Origin of the sequence: Pseudomonas sp. LTJR-52, assembly GCF_003691465.1 — a bacterium.
GTDB lineage: Bacteria > Pseudomonadota > Gammaproteobacteria > Pseudomonadales > Pseudomonadaceae > Chryseomonas > Chryseomonas luteola.
Genome location: NZ_CP033105.1, coordinates 4,361,489 through 4,378,487, shown reverse-complemented (window position 1 = coordinate 4,378,487; position 16,999 = coordinate 4,361,489). Strand labels below are relative to the sequence as shown.

The 16,999-nt window shown below is 56.7% G+C and carries 20 protein-coding genes; 3 read left to right on the top strand and 17 right to left on the bottom strand.

Annotated elements, in window-relative coordinates:
* Positions 1-82 precede the first annotated feature (82 nt).
* Positions 83-1,006 carry a LysR substrate-binding domain-containing protein gene (locus EAW52_RS20455; protein ID WP_122043849.1) on the top strand — a complete coding sequence of 308 codons (924 nt, stop codon included), beginning with the start codon at positions 83-85 and terminating at the stop codon, positions 1,004-1,006.
* A 15-nt stretch (positions 1,007-1,021) separates the two neighbouring features.
* Here EAW52_RS20455 and madM read toward each other — a convergent pair whose 3' ends face one another.
* From madM to mdcA, 9 genes are read right to left on the bottom strand one after another with little or no spacing between them, the layout of a single operon-like run.
* Entirely contained in the window at positions 1,022-1,786 is a 765-nt protein-coding gene (gene madM, locus EAW52_RS20450) for a malonate transporter subunit MadM (protein WP_026003682.1), read from the bottom strand.
* Between the two features lie 8 nt (positions 1,787-1,794).
* A complete protein-coding gene (madL, locus tag EAW52_RS20445; RefSeq protein ID WP_010798972.1) occupies positions 1,795-2,196 on the bottom strand; it encodes a malonate transporter subunit MadL in 402 nt (133 codons plus the stop codon).
* Positions 2,197-2,256: 60 nt separating this feature from the next.
* Positions 2,257-3,192, bottom strand: a complete 936-nt coding sequence (mdcH, locus tag EAW52_RS20440; RefSeq protein ID WP_122043847.1) for a malonate decarboxylase subunit epsilon — start codon at positions 3,190-3,192, stop codon at positions 2,257-2,259.
* On the bottom strand, positions 3,189-3,815 hold the full coding sequence (locus EAW52_RS20435) for a malonate decarboxylase holo-ACP synthase (protein ID WP_122043846.1): 627 nt from the start codon (positions 3,813-3,815) through the stop codon (positions 3,189-3,191). Before EAW52_RS20435 ends, mdcH begins: the two co-directional genes overlap by 4 nt.
* A 23-nt stretch (positions 3,816-3,838) precedes the next feature.
* Positions 3,839-4,639, bottom strand: a complete 801-nt coding sequence (gene mdcE, locus EAW52_RS20430) for a biotin-independent malonate decarboxylase subunit gamma (protein ID WP_122043844.1) — start codon at positions 4,637-4,639, stop codon at positions 3,839-3,841.
* Positions 4,636-5,499, bottom strand: coding sequence for a biotin-independent malonate decarboxylase subunit beta (locus tag EAW52_RS20425; protein ID WP_122043843.1), 864 nt, complete (start codon positions 5,497-5,499; stop codon positions 4,636-4,638). The genes mdcE and EAW52_RS20425 overlap by 4 nt, the downstream gene beginning before the upstream one ends.
* Positions 5,492-5,806: a malonate decarboxylase subunit delta gene (locus EAW52_RS20420; protein WP_010798977.1), complete on the bottom strand. Its 315-nt coding sequence runs from the start codon at positions 5,804-5,806 to the stop codon at positions 5,492-5,494. The genes EAW52_RS20425 and EAW52_RS20420 overlap by 8 nt, the downstream gene beginning before the upstream one ends.
* Positions 5,794-6,678 carry a triphosphoribosyl-dephospho-CoA synthase gene (locus EAW52_RS20415; protein WP_122043841.1) on the bottom strand — a complete coding sequence of 295 codons (885 nt, stop codon included), beginning with the start codon at positions 6,676-6,678 and terminating at the stop codon, positions 5,794-5,796. The genes EAW52_RS20420 and EAW52_RS20415 overlap by 13 nt, the downstream gene beginning before the upstream one ends.
* A complete protein-coding gene (gene mdcA, locus EAW52_RS20410) occupies positions 6,678-8,348 on the bottom strand; it encodes a malonate decarboxylase subunit alpha (RefSeq protein ID WP_122043839.1) in 1,671 nt (556 codons plus the stop codon). Before mdcA ends, EAW52_RS20415 begins: the two co-directional genes overlap by 1 nt.
* 240 nt (positions 8,349-8,588) lie before the next feature.
* On the opposite strand from mdcA, the gene EAW52_RS20405 reads away from it, so the two are divergent.
* Positions 8,589-9,518 carry an AraC family transcriptional regulator gene (locus tag EAW52_RS20405; RefSeq protein WP_122043838.1) on the top strand — a complete coding sequence of 310 codons (930 nt, stop codon included), beginning with the start codon at positions 8,589-8,591 and terminating at the stop codon, positions 9,516-9,518.
* A gap of 129 nt (positions 9,519-9,647) precedes the next feature.
* Here EAW52_RS20405 and EAW52_RS20400 read toward each other — a convergent pair whose 3' ends face one another.
* From EAW52_RS20400 to EAW52_RS20365, 8 genes are all read right to left on the bottom strand, one after another.
* Positions 9,648-10,415, bottom strand: a complete 768-nt coding sequence (locus EAW52_RS20400; RefSeq protein WP_122043836.1) for an SDR family NAD(P)-dependent oxidoreductase — start codon at positions 10,413-10,415, stop codon at positions 9,648-9,650.
* Between the two features lie 40 nt (positions 10,416-10,455).
* Positions 10,456-11,295, bottom strand: a complete 840-nt coding sequence (locus EAW52_RS20395) for an oxidoreductase (RefSeq protein ID WP_122043835.1) — start codon at positions 11,293-11,295, stop codon at positions 10,456-10,458.
* Positions 11,296-11,325: 30 nt separating this feature from the next.
* Positions 11,326-11,631 carry a putative quinol monooxygenase gene (locus EAW52_RS20390; protein ID WP_122043833.1) on the bottom strand — a complete coding sequence of 102 codons (306 nt, stop codon included), beginning with the start codon at positions 11,629-11,631 and terminating at the stop codon, positions 11,326-11,328.
* 65 nt (positions 11,632-11,696) lie between these two features.
* A complete protein-coding gene (locus EAW52_RS20385) occupies positions 11,697-12,455 on the bottom strand; it encodes an SDR family NAD(P)-dependent oxidoreductase (RefSeq protein WP_372238866.1) in 759 nt (252 codons plus the stop codon).
* A gap of 263 nt (positions 12,456-12,718) precedes the next feature.
* Entirely contained in the window at positions 12,719-13,624 is a 906-nt protein-coding gene (locus EAW52_RS20380; protein ID WP_122043831.1) for a LysR family transcriptional regulator, read from the bottom strand.
* A 71-nt stretch (positions 13,625-13,695) separates the two neighbouring features.
* Positions 13,696-14,127, bottom strand: a complete 432-nt coding sequence (locus EAW52_RS20375) for a nuclear transport factor 2 family protein (protein WP_010798986.1) — start codon at positions 14,125-14,127, stop codon at positions 13,696-13,698.
* 41 nt (positions 14,128-14,168) lie between these two features.
* Positions 14,169-14,768, bottom strand: coding sequence for an NAD(P)H:quinone oxidoreductase (gene wrbA, locus EAW52_RS20370; protein WP_074828235.1), 600 nt, complete (start codon positions 14,766-14,768; stop codon positions 14,169-14,171).
* A 122-nt stretch (positions 14,769-14,890) separates the two neighbouring features.
* Positions 14,891-15,796, bottom strand: a complete 906-nt coding sequence (locus tag EAW52_RS20365) for a LysR family transcriptional regulator (protein ID WP_122043829.1) — start codon at positions 15,794-15,796, stop codon at positions 14,891-14,893.
* 145 nt (positions 15,797-15,941) lie between these two features.
* Here EAW52_RS20365 and EAW52_RS20360 point away from each other — a divergent pair, with 145 nt between their 5' ends.
* Positions 15,942-16,862, top strand: coding sequence for a pirin family protein (locus EAW52_RS20360; RefSeq protein WP_122043828.1), 921 nt, complete (start codon positions 15,942-15,944; stop codon positions 16,860-16,862).
* Positions 16,863-16,999 lie beyond the last annotated feature (137 nt).

Here is a 16,999-nt window from a genome sequence, read left to right as displayed (position 1 = left end):
TGGAAGGAAACAAGTGCCAGCGTAGCTCGGTTGCGACGTGAAACAATGGGGCCATCCCTGTCAATGAACGATAAGGCGTTTCATGGCGATCGATGAAGAACTGACTCTGAAGAAGCTGGAGATCTTTCTGGCATTCATGCGCAGCGGCAACCTGGGGCGGGCCGCAGCCGAGCTCGGAACGAGCAATGTCAGTGTCCACCGGGCTATCCACTCGCTGGAGAGTGCGCTGCGCTGCCCGCTGTTCAAGCATGAAGGGCGCAACCTCACGCCACTGGATGGGGCCTTCGTTCTGGAAGCACGGGCACAACAGCTCATGCAGGATCTGACCGAGACCATACGGCTGACGCGGCTGGCTGCCGGTTTCTCATCCGACCGTTTCCGCCTGGGTGCGTTGTATTCGCTTACAGTCAAGACCGTGCCCCAGCTGATCATGGGGCTCAAGCTTCGACGTAGCGAACTCAATATCGACCTGATTCTGGGCTCCAATGCCGATCTGACCTACCAGCTCAGGAACATGAAGCTGGATGCGATGCTCATCGCCCTGGATGACGGAATGGCTGATCCCGATTGCGAGAGCGTTGAACTCTTTCGCGATGACATCTATCTGGCCGCGCCTGCAGACTCACCATTCACTCATCAGGATGTGGTCGATCTGCGTGATCTGCATGGAGTGCCTTTCGTGACGTTGACCGAAGGCTTTGCCACCTTCAGGGATGGACGGCAGGTGTTTCATCAAGCCGGGTTCGAGCCGGAGGTCATCATGCAGGTTAACGATATCTTCTCGCTCATGAGCATGGTCAGTTCAGGCGTTGGCTACGCGTTACTGCCGGGGCGGGTCGAGGCGGTGTATGAAAACCGCATTCGTCTGGTGCCGCTAGCTCCTCAGTACCGCTTGCAGCAACGAATTGGCGTAGTGTTCTTGCGTAGCAAGGAGCGTGACCCAAACCTGCTGGCGTTTCTTGCCGAATGCCGGATGTATGCACGCAAGATGAATGCGGAGCCATAAGGCTCCGCATCACGCTCAGCCGAAGATTGCACGTGTGACGAGAAAGAGTAGCGAAGGTCCGAGCAGGCAACCGATCGCCGTATAAAATGCGGCCGTCAGACAGCCATAGGGCACAAGTTTCGGGTCGGTTGCAGCCAGTCCCCCAGCCACGCCGCTAGACGTTCCGACAAGCCCACCAAAGATGACAGCCGTGCGTGGGTTGTCCAACCCAATATAGCGCGCCACAAACGGGGTCGCGACCATGGCCACGATGGCCTTGACCAGGCCTGCCGCAATGGAAAGCGCCATGACCTCAGAACTGGCACCAATCGCGGCTCCGGTGACAGGGCCAACGATATAGGTGACGGCACCGGCGCCAATTGTGGTCAGGCTTACCGCGTCGGTATAGCCAAAGGCAAGCGCTACGGCAACCCCTGCAATGAACGACGTCCCCACCCCAACAAATAGTGAAAGCACGCCGGCAAGCCCCGCCTCCTTGAGCTCGTCCACGTTAACGCCGAAGGCAGTGGCGGCAATGGCAAAATCCCTAAGCATGGCGCCGCCCAGTATGCCCAGGCCGGAAAGCAGCGGAATATCTACCAGTCCCTTCTGGCCGCCCGTCGTGACCCCGCCGATATATGCCAAGAGCAGTCCAAAAAAGATCGCAATGGCGGAGCCGTGCAGACGGCCTTTGGTCAGCTTGGCGCTGAGCCAATAAGAAACCCACATCGTAACGCCTATCAGGGCAAAGGCGCTGATCATGCCGTAAGCCTGGGTGACCTTGGTCAGTGATTCAATAATCATGTCAGTCACCGTTGTACGCTGGCCAACTGATCAAGGGCAGGTGCCACCGTTTTTTTTCGGCCTACCTTGTTCAGTACTGGCACCAGGGCAAACGCGATGGCAATGGCTAGAAAGCCGGCAAGAATAGCCGCCGGGCCGCCCTTGAGTGCACCAGCCACATTTTGCTGGGCCGCCATGGCCACGACGATGGGAATGTAGATCGCGCTCCAGAACTCTACGCCTTGTTCGGTCTTGGGATGAAACTTGCCGTGCTTGCCGATCCAGCTACTTAGAAAGATGAGCATCAGCATGGCGATGCCAACACCGCCCACGTTTGCAGGGACACCGATTAGTTTGCCGAGCACTTCACCGATAAAGATGCCGGTCAGCGTGCAGATGGAGAGTAGAGCCACACCGTAGATAATCATTGTTATTGTCCTCTGGGTCGAAGTTCTTGTTCTTGTGCTTCGAAACGCTAGGCGATCTCTCTATCGGTCGCGATTGGCCTCCTCGCGCAGCAGCGCAGTAATGGTGTCGGTCCGTGTACCTTGAAACGCCACCGCAGTTCCGGGGTTGATGACGCGTTTGGCAAGCGTGGTCAGCACCGTACCGGGCACCAACTCAATGGTAAGTTGCACGCCGCGTTCCTGAGCATTGCGTAAGGTCGCGTGCCACTCCACGGTGCGGCACATATTGAAGGCCAGATCATCAGCAAGACGCGCCGGGTCCATGATGAGCCGGGCGGAGCTACTGCTCAGGTAGCGTATCTGAGGGCGGTGCAAGGTTATCGACTGGAACGTGGCGGCGAGCCGATTGGCCGGCTCGGTCAATAAAGCGCAATGGGAGGGTACGCTGACGGCCAGGCGGCGTGTAACGCCGGTACCGCCTGAGCGAACCTTTTCGGTTAGGGCTGCCAGCGCAACGTCCGAGCCGGACGCGATGAACTGTCGTTCGGCATTGCTGTTAGCCAGAAAGACAGGCGCATCTGCAGTCGAGGTAGCCTCTATCAAGCATTCAGCCTCGTGACGCTGCAGCCCCAGCATCGCCAGCATGCCATACCCGTTGGGAAACGCCTCCTGCATCAGCTTGCCACGCAGATCCACCAACCTTAACGCATCGGTATAGTCGAGCGCGTTTGCGATTACGGCGGCTGGATAGGCACCAATGGAAAGACCGGCGACGTAGTCAGGGGCGGGGGCCTGTTCTAACAACAAGCGTGCACTGGCAACGCCTGCAATCAACAGGCAGAGCTGAACGGCATGTGTCGATTGTAGGGCTTCAGCGGTATCCAGCATGTCGAGCGACACGTTGAGAATGGCTTCAGCCTCCTGCAAGGTATTGTGCACAACCGTGGCATCAGGCAGCGAGTGCAGCATGCCTGGCTGCTGTGCGCCCTGGCCGGGGAACAGGAAAAGACTGCTCACGCAGCGATCTCCGCCAGGTGCCAGGGATCAGTGACCAGACAGGCTCCGCTGGCTCGCTTGAGTAGCACGCGGTGGCTTGATTGTGCCCACTCTCGTAGGGCAACGCCCCCCTGTGGGGTTTCCATTTGAATGTCCAAGCGGCACGGTGCCTTGTCCAGCTTATTCAGCAGTGCCAACGCCTGTGACTGGGAAAGGGGTGCGGGTACACGAATGAGCAGATCAATATCGCTATCGGCGTGTAACGTGCGAATACCCGTCGCCAGCTGGAAACCCGCACTGCCGGTCACCCCCCAGACGAGACCGGTAGCATCCAGGCAGGGTTTGGCCCATATCAATGCTTTTAGAGCAGGCAAATCGACCGGGTGGCTTTTAATGGCCGAAACCAGCTGTTCGGGTGAAAGGCTACGAACGATACGGTCCGAGGTCATCCAGGTGCCGAAACGCTCTTCGCGTCCATGGCCGCGTATACCTACGGCCACAACGCCGGGTTTGCCCTCGGCTCGACGGACAACGACTGGCTCCCCAGCCGCGACTGCTGTGAAGGCCCACTGCGGTGCTGTGGCAGGCAGCTGTTCCGGGGTGAATCCCCATAGCAGATCATGTGGGCGAGGGCCTGGCTTCATAAAGCCTCCGTAATCAATTAGAGTCACCATTGTTCCAGCAACTTTTCCCGCACCTGTCGTGATGCGCTGCGATTGGGGGCGTCCAGGCGGCCACGCAAATCATGTGATCCTGCCGCAATATCGGCCACGGCCTGTTGCAGGCATTCGCTTACCCGATTGATATCGCCTTCGGTAGGACGTTCGATGCGCTCGACCGACAGCGTCTCCCATAGGAGACCCAGTGAGGCATAGTTATGGAGGTCGTATGCCATGGGTGGAATGTTTGCCGCCAACGCTTCCAGCTCGTCGACGCTGCGCAGGGTGATGCGTGCTGCTGATGCCTTGCCCATTGCATGCACCTCAACACCAGGATCGCGCAGCGCAATAAGACGGTTGGCCTGATAGCCATGAGCAAGAAACGCACCGGACATCGCCTTGCCCACAATCAGACCCACCACCGGATGGCCTGCGAGCCGAGCGCGTGCATACGCATCCACTGCACCTGCTAGGGCCTGGTGGATACCCAGTGCTTCCTCACGTCGGCCATATGCCTGGCTTGGCACGTCAATAATGGCAACCAATGCGCGTTTGGTATCGTGATCGCGGTCGGCCTCTATGGCTTCATTAATGATCTGGCCCAAGCCCCAGCCTTCGAGCAGTCCCACCTCACCGCGGCGAGCGCGGGGAAAGGGGTTTTGCTCATCGGGGACCACTGCAATCACGCGAGCCGGTAAGCTGCCCAGTCTTGTATCGCAGACCTTTAGCGAGGCGGGCAGACCCTCAAAGGGTTTCGCATTAGGTGAAAGTGCGTTGAACCAGATCAGTCCACGTGTAGAGAGTGTCATTTCACACCTCCTTCATCGCCCGCAACGTATAGGTCGCGGACGGTTACCGCCTCGATGGGTTGTTCGGGTTCAAGACGGTGTAGGCGGTCAAGAAACCAGGCGTACCGTCGGCTGCGTTCGAGCGCAGGCTTACCCTGCCTGAAACAGGTACGAATCTGCGCATGAATCGTCTCGGTATCATCGGGCACATAGGCGTCGACAAGACCCGTCCCGTGGCGCTGCTCACCCCCGGTCAGGCTCCAGATGAAGGGGCGATCCCGAGAGTCATATTCTTCGATTCCCGCTTCCTGCTCGATGACTTGAGGACCATTAAGGCCCAGCCGTGCCTCTTGCGTCACGATCAGATAGCTGCACAGTCCGGCAGCGATGGACATACCACCAAAACAACCAACGGGGCCGGCGATAACGGCCACAACCGGTTGATACTCTCGGAGATCGACGATAGCCGCCTGGATTTCAGCAATAGCGGCCAGTCCCAGGTTGGCTTCCTGCAGACGTACGCCACCGGTCTCCAGCAAAAGCACGGCGCGGGTTGGGATACCGTTACGGCTGTCTTCAGCCGCCAGCTCGAGAGCACCGGCAATCTTGGCTCCGCCCACCTCACCCATGCTTCCACCCTGGAAAGCGCCTTCAATGGCAGCAATCACAGCAGGCTGGCCGTCAATCGTACCCTTGGCAATGACTACGCCATCATCCGCTTGCGTCACGATGCCCTGCTTGGGTAACCAAGGCGACATCATGCGTTCAAACGGGCCGATCAATTCGCGGAAGCTGCCCTGATCAAGCAGGGCGCGAGCCCGCTGCCGGGCACCCAATTCAATGAAACTACGAGGTTGGAGTAGGCGTGCGGTATCAGTCATGGCGCGCTCCTTCCAGCTGTAGTTCTTCCAATCCCTGCTCAAGACGCAAGCGCACAACGCCGGGCGTCGCACCAAAGTCGTGGATTTCGATATTTAACGCCGGCGGCGTCTGCTCACGAAACATCCGCTCGAACAGGTTTTGCCAGCGCGCCGCACTGCCATTTACTGATGTCACGACATTCAACGTGAGCGTGCCTGCCTCGCCGGGCTCCAGCAGCACCTCCAGGTCTCCCGAGCCAACACAGCCCACCAGGGCTTTACCCTGAGAGGGCTGACCGGCCGGAAATTCAAACGTTAAGGTTTCCATGAGATAGCGCTCCTCTGCAGGCGGAATTCCAGGCGATCAAGAAACAGCGTGGCGGCCAGCAGATCGGCAGCACCGCCAGGAGACGCATTCAGGCGTAGTAACGCGTCGTCCAGTTGGCGCAACGCGCGTCTGCCCGCCAGGGTTGCGCTGCCACCTTGCGCGAGCACTACCTGCGCGCCTTGTTGAAGCGCATCCAAGCCCTCAAGGCCCGCCCGATGCAGGACGCAGGTATCCGGTAAAACGGCCATGATGGCGATAAGGGCATCCAGCCGCGCATTCTGCTCTCCGGAGCCTTCCGTCCGGCTTTTCAACAGCTGTGGCAAACCGTGCCTTACCACAGCGGGAAAGCCCGCTTGCGCCTGTTCACGGGCGCCGGGAAGACCGTATCGGGCGCAGGCTCTGAGACCATGACTGTTCTGTGCCTTAGGCGCAAACCGATCAGGCAGCCGCGCCAGCAGAGCAGCGCGGTGAGCCACGTCCGCAGGAGAACAGTGTTCCGGCTTAAATGCCGCAGCAGCAGTCAGCAGGCCCAGGGCCCAAATCGCGCCACGGTGCGTATTGACTCCGCCAGTGGTTTCCAACATGACACTTTCGCCCTTGCGGCCCAGCTGACCCAGCGTCTCGCGCAAGGACTGGTCCAAGTCCTTCGCAGCACTGGCGGCTTCCGCCATGTCTTGAAAGGTTTGCCGCAGTGCATAGGCCGAGCTGTGCATCAACCCCAGGTTCAGGTCTGTATGGGCACCATTGCTGCGTCGATCAACCAGACCGGGCTTGGGCGAGAGGTCTGCCTCGTCGATAAGGACGTGCACCGCCAGATCCGCCAGCTGCCCGGCGATGGAAGAGGTAAGGGATACCGCGGTCAAGGCTCGCATTACCAACTCCTGAATTTGGCTGGAGGGTTGTAAAGGCCGCCTGACCACTCGACAAGATCGGCAATACTCTTGGCTGCCAGGAGTTCACGTGTAGCGTCGGTACGGCGAATACCCAAGTCTTCCGGCAGAGCCAGCAGGCCGTCACGGCGCATCTGCTCGGTTCGTTTAGGATCGTGGCGTAAACCGATATCAGTCACACCTGCAACCGCCGCAATCAATGCTCGACGCTCCTCTTGAGAGCGGGCCTTGTAGAGGTAGGCAATACCTTCCTCCGTCAACAGGTGAGTAACGTCGTCACCGTAGATCATCACCGGTGCCAGCGGCATGCCACTTTTTTTGGCAACATCGACAGCATCGAGCGTATCGACGAATGTGGGTTTGCCACCCTCCTGGAAGGTCTCGACCATCTGCACCACCAACTTACGGCCACGCTCAAGCATGGCAGTCGGGCCTTCTTCCACCCGCATATCGAGCCATGCAGGAGTACCGTGGCGGCGGCCATGTGGGTCATGCCCCATGTTGGGTGCGCCCCCAAAACCGGCCAAACGTCCACGTGTTACGGTGGAGGAGTGTCCATCACCATCCACTTGCAGCGTTGCGCCAATGAACAGGTCAACGGCGTATTGGCCTGCCAGTTGGCACATCATTCGATTGGAGCGCATGGAGCCATCGCGCCCGGTAAAGAACACGTCCGGCCGGGCTGCGATGTAGTTTTCCATGCCCAGTTCGGTACCGAAGCAATGCACGCTTTCTACCCAGCCGCTTTCAATCGCCGGAATCAGCGTGGGATGCGGATTGAGCGTCCAGTTACGACAGATCTTGCCCTTGAGACCCAGGCGTTCACCGTATGTAGGCAGGATCAGTTCGATCGCAGCCGTATTGAAGCCAATCCCGTGATTGAGCGATTGCACGTTGTGCTTCTCGTAGATTCCACGGATTGCCATCATTGCCATGAGCACATGGACGGGTTTGATATGACGAGGGTCTCGGGTAAACAGAGGTTCGATGTAAAAGGGCTTGTCCGCCACCACTACAAAGTCAACCCACGAGGCAGGGATATCCACGCGGGGCAGATCACTTGTGTCGTCCACCAATTCGTTGACCTGAACGATGACGATGCCATCGCTAAAGGCACCTGCTTCGATAAGAGCGGGCGTGTCCTCGGTGCTGGCGCCGGTATAAATATTCCCGTGGCGATCTGCCTTGAAGCCAGCGGACAACACAACGTTGGGAACCAAGTCCACCAACAGCCGTGAGTAGAGTTCGATATAGGTATGGATAGCGCCTACTTCCAGAAGTCCGTCTTCGAGCAGCTGACTGATACGCAGACTCTGTGTGCCGGCAAAGGAAAAGTCCAGTTTATGGGCGATACCGCGCTCAAACAGATCCAGGTGTTCGGCGCGCCCTACGCTTGGCATGATCATGTGCAGATCATGGAGCTTGCCGGGATCGGCCTTTACCAATGAGCGAGACAGAAAGTCAGCCTGTTTCTGATTGTTGCCTTCCAGCACCACGCGATCACCGGGAGCAATCAGCGCTTCAAGGGCTTCAACGATGCGATCGGTTCGGATGACCGCGCCTTCGGCATAGGCACTTGCCTGGGCGACTCGCCGCTGCTTTTCGGTGCGCCGCCGCGACCATTGAGGTGGAGGAGAGGTTATTGTCATGATGACTCCACGAAGTCCGCTGTCGTGGTCTCACGCTAGACCTCCGCAGGCGAACCTTCAATCAACCTCACCGTCAGAACGTTAACCTGAGCGTAACGATTTGAGGCGTGTAGCCACGTGGTGATGGTGCCCATACCGAATGCTGAGCAGTGATTACTTTCCTCGCGATGCGCAGGCTGCTAAAACATACATACCTGATTTCGGCTAAATCCCTGACTGGCTACTGCGCAGGAGAACCGCAAGATGACGAGCCTTGCAAGCGAGTACGCTGAAGCGTTGGACTCTATGACGTCCCGTCGCGTTGAGCTGGCCCGTATCGTTGAGCGCTTTGCTCCTGACTTTGGTGTTCATCCAACTGCCATTCAGCCACTGCATCTGATTCGTAGCGATCAGCCGACACAGACCATCCATACTGTTCATAAGCCAGGTCTTTGCATCATTGTGCAAGGAGCAAAAGAAGTTCAGCTGGCGGAAGAATGCTACCGCTATGATCCGCTTCACTACTTGGTGGTTTCCGTTACCCTGCCGCTGGCAGGCAAGGTGATCGAAGCGACCAGCGATAAACCGTATCTGTGTCTTCGTCTCGATCTCGACCCTTGCGAAATCGCTCAGCTGGTTTCAGATGCTAGTCCGATCGGCGTCCCTGATCGCCCGGCGGAGTGTGGGTTGTTTCTGGACCAGATTGATCCGTCCATTCTGGACACCATGCTGCGCCTGTTGCGGTTGCTGGAGTCTCCAGATGACATTCCCATGCTTGCGCCCATGGCGATAAAGGAAGTCTACTATCGATTGCTTAAAGGTAAGCACGGGCATCGCCTGTATGAAGTGGCGTTTGGGGATAGCCAGGCACAGCGGGTGGCGCGTGCGATTGATTGGTTGAATAACCACTTTTGCGAGCCGCTCAGTATCGATGCCTTAGCCAAGCACGTAAACCTCAGTACATCTGCGTTTCACCATCGTTTCAAGGCGGTTACCGCCATGAGTCCCTTGCAGTATCAGAAGCAGTTACGCTTGAACGAGGCGCATCGGCTGATGATGTCCGAAGGACTGGATGTGACCAGCACCTGTTACAGAGTGGGCTATGAGAGTCCCTCGCAGTTCAGCCGGGAATACAGCCGCTTTTTTGGCGTATCGCCGGCCAAGCACATTGGGCAATCCAGGCGAAAGGCATAATCCGCTTTGGTATCAATATGATGCTATCCCGACTAGGGACTTTTAGGCCTGGAAAGCCAGTTAAACGTTTCGGCATCATGCTCTGAAGGAAGTTAATGACTTCAGAGCATGATGCCTTTTTAATAGTGATTACTTGCCCCATTCAGGCCCACCATCGGTGGCGGTTTGTCCTCCATCCACAGGTAGCGTTACGCCTGTAATGTAAGCGGCCTCTTCGCTGGCCAGGAAGACAATGGCGGCGGCAATTTCTTCCGGTTTCGCTGCACGGCGCAAGGGAATACGCTCCCACGCCTTTTCAAGCAAGGCCTCGTCATCCATGATCTTTTCTACCATGCCGGTAAGGGTAAGACCGGGACACACCGTGTTAGCCCGGACCCCATATTTGCCATAATCACAGGCGATGGAGCGTGTCAGGTTGGCTACGGCTGCTTTGGCTGCACAGTAGGCAGCGTGCGACCAGCCGCCACCCAGTGAAGAAACGGACCCGACATTGATTATGACCCCCTTTGTACGAGCCAGATGTGGCACTGCACGACGGCTGATATAAAACACGCTATCCAGATCCGTGCCCATACAGGCTCGCCAATGATGATCACTGGTTTCGCTGATGCTGCCGACCAGATTCATACCTGCCGCATTAATAACTGCGTCTAACTGACCAAACCGTTCCACAGTATGATCGACCAGTCGGTCGCACGCTTCGCGTTGCGACACATCTGCCACCTCGGTCATTACCCGGTCAGAAGAAAATCCATCGGCTACTGCTTCAAGGCGTTCAGCGTTTCGTCCAGAGAGAACAACCGAAGCGCCCTCTGAAAGAAAGCGGCGGGCCGCTGCTTCGCCGATGCCAGAGCCTCCGCCTGTAATAACAATGACTTTTTTGTCAAATCGATTCATGGTTCATTCCTCGCAAGGTGAACAAACAAAAGGTCATCTATCAGCCGGGATAGTCGGCACCGCGCGAAACGGCTTCCCAGTCTCCAAAATCTCGCGCAAGTTCATCTAACTTGCCTAAGGCGCACTCGAATGCGCTATTGCCCAGCAGTAGGCGTGCCGGTTTTTCCTGGCTTTCAACTGCGTTAAAAATGGCTGCGGCGGCTCGGGCGGGATCGCCCGGTTGCCTGCCAATCGACTGGTGATAGGCTTCGATAGCTGCACCGGCTGTCGGTGCATAGTCTTCATGGGTGTGCGGCGTTTCATGCGCTGACCCTGCCCACTCCGTACGAAACGCACTGGGCTCTACCGTCATGACATGAATGCCTAACGGCGCCACTTCCTGGCGAAGGGTTTCTGATAATCCCTCAACGGCGAATTTGCTGGCGCAGTAGTATCCCACCGCAGGAAAGCCGCAGAGCCCGCCGATGGAGGTCAGATTGACGATGATGCCCTGCCGCCGTTGGCGCATACCAGGCAAAGCGGCTTGAAGCATATTCGCAACTCCATAAAAGTTAACATCCATCATCTGGCGTACCTGGTTGAGATCGCTTTCCTCCACTGAGGCGAAATACCCAACGCCGGCATTGTTCACCAGCACATCTACAGCGCCGAAAGCAGCTTCGGCTGACTCGATGGCGATCTTTGCCTGACGCGGGTCTGTAACATCCAGCGGCAGTACCAGCGCCTCACCTTTATTCTGAAGGTCCTTTAACTGCTCGGGCTTGCGTGCCGTTACCACTACGCGGTAACCCTGCGCCAGTACGTATTCCGCAATGTGACGGCCAAAGCCAGTGGAGCAGCCTGTCACAAACCATACGGGGGAGTGTGCTGTCTGATTCATGGGATCTCTCCTGTCATGTTGATAACGGGGTCATGCAGGCTCCAGATCGATCAACTGAAAAGCCCGCATGTCAATCTCACCGTCCATAAGTGCTGGGAGCTGCGCCAGAAAGGCTTTTACATAAGGCCGCTCAAGGTGAGCGGCGAGGTCTTCTGGAGAGCGCCAGACCTCGTGGATAAACCACTCGTTCGGCTCGTCGCGACCTTGATGAACCGTATAGCCGAGGCAACCCGGTTCATGGCGTGAGGGTGCTATTAATGACATCAGCTGCTGGCCCAGCACCTCTGTCCTACCCGACCGGGCGCGAATGAAAGCGATATTAGTAAACTGAGACATAGGGAAGTCTCCATAGTCATCCAGGGGCCTACTGCCCTGATAGAGCAGCAGGCGTACGAAAGGACTCAAACGGTGGTGTAGCCACCGTCTGCCATGACAACCGAGCCGGTCATGAAGCTGGCGCGATCGGAAGCGACAAACGCAATCACTTCGGCAATCTCCCTGGGCTGGGCGACTCGCCCAATCGGAGCACGGGTGGCATGTTCACGCAGAAAGGCGCGACCGTCGGACATGATGTCATCCAGAATGCCGGTCTCTACATCGCCGGGCGCGACGACATTCGCGCGAATATTATGCGGCGCGCCTTCAAGCGCCAGCACCTTTGTCAGCTGGGCGACAGCCCCTTTCGATGCGGCATAGGCGCCAATGGTAGGAAACGCTACCTGACAGGCATAGGAGCCTACATTGACGATGGCGCCGCGCTTGTTATCGATCATGACGCGCATCGCCTCACGAGCATGCAGGAACATGCCGCGTGCGTTGACGTTCATGACCTTATCCCACTGCTCGACGGACATATCGGTAACGTTTATGTTGAGGATGATCGCAGCATTGTTGACCAGAATATCGACCCTGCCAAAGCGCTCCATGGCAAGGGCAACCGCACGCTGTGCGGTGGATTCTTCGGCTACGTCGCCTACCAGCGCAGCGATGCGCTCTGATTTTTGCTCAAGCTCGACAACAGATGGCTTGATGTCCTCGGCGACGACAAATGCGCCACGTTCAGCAAACAGTGTGGCTACAGCTTCGCCGATTCCACCCGCGGCACCGGTGACGATGGCGACTTTACCTTCAAGCTCTTGTACGGGAGTTGTAGTCATCATGTCTCTCCTCAAGTATTCAAACGCCGCAAGCGGCTGTGGTTGAAGTCGAGATCACGATATCGAGTTTGCCCGGCATGATAATCGCCGCGCTTCTTCATGCCTTATGAAGGAGGGCTAAATAATCGAGAGGTAGATAGGGCAGGGATGAAAGGGACGTATGGACGGCCGCTTCTACGGCAGACATAACAAGTGTTAGTGTCGGTTAGCTAAATCCAAATGCTGATAAGGGCTTTACTGGCCGCGAATTATCATGTGTTGGCTCGTCAACGCCTGCGCGCGGAGTCTTTTTTCAGAAAATCGATAAATGCCCGTAGCGAGGCCAGCTGTTGGCGCTGACGAGGGTAGCTCAGATAAAAACCATCAAACGGCGCGCACCATTCCTGCAGTAGCGGGACCAATGTTCCAGCTTGGATAAAGGGCTCCATCTGGTCGTCCAACCAAAAGGCAATGCCTACACCATTGACGGCAGCCTCAATGGCAACACGCTGATCGTTCACGATGAGCGGGCCTTTGACGGCTATGGCGAACCACTCAGTATCACGCTTGAACTCCCAGCGATACGGATGAATCTGGCCTGGCCAGCGCCAATTGATACAGCGGTGATTTTCCAAGTCATACGGCGTTTCTGGATACCCGTACTGCTCAAGATAACTCGGCGAGGCGGCTGGAATCTGCCGGAGTTCTGGCCCCAGCTTGATCCCCACCATGTCCTGCTCGATCAGCTCGCCCAGGCGCAAGGTAGCATCGAATCCCTCTGCGACGATGTCCACGGGTCGATCGTCCAGCACGACATCCAGTTCAATCTCGGGATAGGCCTCCGAGAAAGGTTGGAAAATAGGCTCGAGGAATACACGCGAGGCCAGCCGTAACGCATGAACACGCAAGCGGCCGGCAGGCCTTTCGCCAAACAAGCACGCGTGCTCTACCGCGTTGGCCACCTCCTGCAACGCCGGTCTAAGCCGCTCAAGCAGGTGCTCGCCGGCAATGGTCAGACTTACGCTGCGTGTCGTGCGATTGAAGAGGCGCACCCCCATGCGCTCTTCCAAACTACGTATTGTCTGGCTAAGTGCAGAAGGGGATACCTGCAACTCTTCAGCAGCCCGAACGAAACTGCCACGTTCAGCAATCGCCACGAATGCCTGGAGCTCCGCATAATTCTGACCACGCATGGTAAGCATCCTGTCTGTTAGGTCTGCCTGAAAAGCACAGCGTACGGAAGCACTATGAACGCAAAGGCTCTTTAATCAGCACTGATCACCTCAAAACCCGGTATGGGAGCCTCAAGTGCAAGTGCAGCTCTGACCGGATCAAAGTACTCGCGAATGAATGCAATCTTTCCATCCTTCACGCGAACGAACAGCACATAGTCCTGACGATACGTCCTACCCGTTGCCGTAATAATACCTTCCGCCTTTACTTCCGCACTCGCTTCATCGGGACTATCCGAGGCATGAATTCTAAGGTCATAAAAGCGGAACTGCTCTACCGCACCCACGAACCAGCCTACGTGATGAAGCACCGCTTCACGCCCCGCCAGTTGTGCGGGATGCCCTAGTGACGGGGCAAAGGGAAGCTCCCATAAAAGATCATCCGCAATCAAGGTTTGCCATTGGGGCTGATTGGCTACGAATGTCTCGAAGTGTTGTTGCAGCAGTTCGGTTGCAGTGCGCATTGCGGTCTCCTGATTATGTAAGTGAAGAACAAAAGCGCTGCTCAGCCGAACAGCTTGATAGCGGTTCTCGCCGTTAATTCACCCTGGTGCCGCGCACCCTCAAGCTCTGTTTCGCTCGGCAGACGTGAGCCATCCCCCGCTGTGATGGTAGTAGCGCCATATGGTGCGCCACCTACCACCTCTGTAACACCCATTTGCCCTTGATGGCTGTAGGGAAGTCCGACAATCGTCATGCCGAAGTGCAACAAGTTGGTGATGATGGAGAAAAGGGTCGTTTCCTGGCCGCCGTGTTGTGTAGCTGAGGCCGTAAAGGCACCGCCCACTTTGCCATTTAATACACCGCGTGCCCATAAGCCGCCTGCTTGATCCAGAAACGCGGCCATCTGGCTGCTCATCCGGCCAAAGCGGGTCCCTGTGCCCACAATGATCGCATCGTAATGCTCAAGATCGGCAATGGTCGCTACCGGTGCTGCTTGGCCAAGCTTGAAATGCGCACTCCTGGCGATCTCTTCCGGTACCGTTTCAGGGACACGTTTGATATCTACGTCAGCGCCTGCCGCACGCGCGCCTTCTGCTACGGCTTCAGCCATGGTCTCGATATGACCGTAAGAGGAGTAATACAGAACCAGAACCTTAGCCATGTGACGTCTCCTGAGTGGAATAAGCGGCCAGTGCCGCAGTGGAGAAACTTTCGCATGGCTCAAGATTCGAAAATAGCCAGCTAATATCGACCGGTTCGTTCGATAAAATCGAACAGTAGCGATCAAAGGTTTTGTGCGGCCTGTGCCTTGAAGCGCTCAATTAACCATGTGGCAGCAGGGCCAGGCGGTGAATCGGTACGATAAATCACGGTAAAGTCGTACGTGCCACCAGGGCAATCTGGCAAATCCAGTAATACCAGCCTATTGTCGGTAATATCACTCTCTACCATGGGCTGCGGCATGTTTCCCCAGCCAATACCTTCCTTGAGTAGCATGTGTTTGGAACCAAGGTCAGCCAGACGCCAGGTGCGGGCGCTCATAACGGCGTATTCCTGCCCCTCGGTCAGTGTGGAGCGGTCCGTCAGGACCAGTTGCACATGCTCACGGGTAGCGCCAGGAGCGTTGGCGCTTGAGGCCAATGGATGGCTGGGTGCTGCAACGGGCACCAGGTCAACGCTGCCCACTGCAATCCGCTCCAAACCATCAAGGTTAGTAATCAAAGGACCGCTGACGCCCAACGCGGCGCCTCGATTCAGTACCCGTTGCGTGACGGCGCCTAATGCTTCTATATGAAGGTGGAGGGAAACAGTGGGAAAGGTTTCTCGAAATACCTTCAAGGCATCCACTACCCGCGCACTGGGCAACATGACATCCAGCACCAGATGGATCTCGGCTTCAAGACCTTGCAGAAGTCCTTTTACCTTGGCACGCAGTCCGTTGATGCCGCTGTACACCATGCGCGCTTCGGCTAATACCGTTCGCCCAGCGTCTGTCAGCTGAGGTTTACGAGTAGTTTTGCGATCAAAAAGGGTCACGCCCAACTGCATCTCAAGGTTAGCAATGGTATAGCTGATAACAGACGTAGCCCGGTGTAGCTTACGAGCAGCCCCGGCAAAACTACCCACCTCAACAACGGTAAGAAAGACACGCAACTGGTCCAGCGTAGGCGTACCGGGATCAGACATCATTTCGAATTCCTCGAACGTTTTAATGCATATTATCTGGATTTTGCTGAACGCCCATCTGTTTTAGTCTGGCCTGGTAGTCACTTCCGAGTGAAGTCTTTTGCCTGCAATCCGCCGATTGCACCTATGCCCTGCGAGGCCCGCAACCATGACGTTATCGAATTCTGCATCCGCTATTGAGCATCTCATCCTGCCAGCCGTAAGAGATTTGGGTGATGGCTTTAAAGTACGCCGCGCTCTACCTTCTGCACAGCGACGTACCGTGGGCTCCTTCATTTTTCTGGACAGCTTTGGACCAACCGTTTTCAAGGCAGGCGAGGGGCTTGATACACGGCCCCATCCGCATATTGGTTTGTCGACCATGACTTACCTGCTGGACGGCGAGATGTTGCATCGCGACAGCGAGCACTATGTCCAGACCATACGGCCGGGCGAAATCAACCTGATGACGGCAGGTAAAGGAATTGTCCACTCCGAGCGCAGCACCGAGTCAGCCCGGCAAGCAGGTGGTACGGTATTTGGCTTTCAGTCATGGCTAGCGTTACCGGTTGCCCATGAAGAAGCCGACCCAGGCTTTCAACATGTCAGCGCAGGAGAGATTCCTGTAATAGAGGACGAGGGGGTTACCGTCAGGGTACTAGCTGGCGCGTTGCATGATAAACAGGCACCTACACGCACGTTTTCTGATCTGTTCTACGCCGACGTGGTACTGGAGGCCGGAGCGCGCTATCGCATCCATAAAGAGCATGTCGAAAGGGCCATCTACGTCGTAAGCGGTGAGGTTACGGTGAGTGGGCAGGATGGTCGCTTCGGCCGGGACCAGCTGGTTATCTTCAAACCAGAAACCGAGATTGTACTAAGTGCAATGGGACTGACTCGGTTGATCTTGCTGGGAGGGGAGCCGCTTCCTGAAAAGAGACATATCTTCTGGAATTTTGTATCGAGCCGCCGTGAGCGCATCGAGCAGGCTGCCGAAGACTGGCGTTTACAGCGTTTTCCAGGCGTACCTGGAGAGCATGAGTTCATCCCGTTACCGGAAACACGAATCCGTTTAAAAGCCACTGTGTAAACATCATCGCGTTATCCTGATGCCCGCCCGGATGCCATTCGGAGCGGGCATTGTCTTTTCTGCGCTACCCAGAGACTACTAACCCCCGCTATCTCCTGAGCTTCACACCTTGAAGCTCAGGAGAGTTAGGCCTACAG

Bases quoted from the DNA above. Each gene is read 5' to 3' on its own strand.
- mdcE (WP_122043844.1), bottom strand. From the start codon at position 4,639: ATGACACTCTCTACACGTGGACTGATCTGGTTCAACGCACTTTCACCT.
- EAW52_RS20365 (WP_122043829.1), bottom strand. From the start codon at position 15,796: ATGATGTCTGATCCCGGTACGCCTACGCTGGACCAGTTGCGTGTCTTT.
- EAW52_RS20405 (WP_122043838.1), top strand. From the start codon at position 8,589: ATGACGAGCCTTGCAAGCGAGTACGCTGAAGCGTTGGACTCTATGACG.
- EAW52_RS20395 (WP_122043835.1), bottom strand. From the start codon at position 11,295: ATGAATCAGACAGCACACTCCCCCGTATGGTTTGTGACAGGCTGCTCC.
- EAW52_RS20380 (WP_122043831.1), bottom strand. From the start codon at position 13,624: ATGCGTGGTCAGAATTATGCGGAGCTCCAGGCATTCGTGGCGATTGCT.
- EAW52_RS20420 (WP_010798977.1), bottom strand. From the start codon at position 5,806: ATGGAAACCTTAACGTTTGAATTTCCGGCCGGTCAGCCCTCTCAGGGT.
- EAW52_RS20390 (WP_122043833.1), bottom strand. From the start codon at position 11,631: ATGTCTCAGTTTACTAATATCGCTTTCATTCGCGCCCGGTCGGGTAGG.
- EAW52_RS20385 (WP_372238866.1), bottom strand. From the start codon at position 12,455: ATGATGACTACAACTCCCGTACAAGAGCTTGAAGGTAAAGTCGCCATC.
- EAW52_RS20425 (WP_122043843.1), bottom strand. From the start codon at position 5,499: ATGACTGATACCGCACGCCTACTCCAACCTCGTAGTTTCATTGAATTG.
- wrbA (WP_074828235.1), bottom strand. From the start codon at position 14,768: ATGGCTAAGGTTCTGGTTCTGTATTACTCCTCTTACGGTCATATCGAG.
- EAW52_RS20375 (WP_010798986.1), bottom strand. From the start codon at position 14,127: ATGCGCACTGCAACCGAACTGCTGCAACAACACTTCGAGACATTCGTA.
- EAW52_RS20360 (WP_122043828.1), top strand. From the start codon at position 15,942: ATGACGTTATCGAATTCTGCATCCGCTATTGAGCATCTCATCCTGCCA.
- madL (WP_010798972.1), bottom strand. From the start codon at position 2,196: ATGATTATCTACGGTGTGGCTCTACTCTCCATCTGCACGCTGACCGGC.
- EAW52_RS20455 (WP_122043849.1), top strand. From the start codon at position 83: ATGGCGATCGATGAAGAACTGACTCTGAAGAAGCTGGAGATCTTTCTG.
- EAW52_RS20415 (WP_122043841.1), bottom strand. From the start codon at position 6,678: ATGCGAGCCTTGACCGCGGTATCCCTTACCTCTTCCATCGCCGGGCAG.
- EAW52_RS20435 (WP_122043846.1), bottom strand. From the start codon at position 3,815: ATGAAGCCAGGCCCTCGCCCACATGATCTGCTATGGGGATTCACCCCG.
- EAW52_RS20400 (WP_122043836.1), bottom strand. From the start codon at position 10,415: ATGAATCGATTTGACAAAAAAGTCATTGTTATTACAGGCGGAGGCTCT.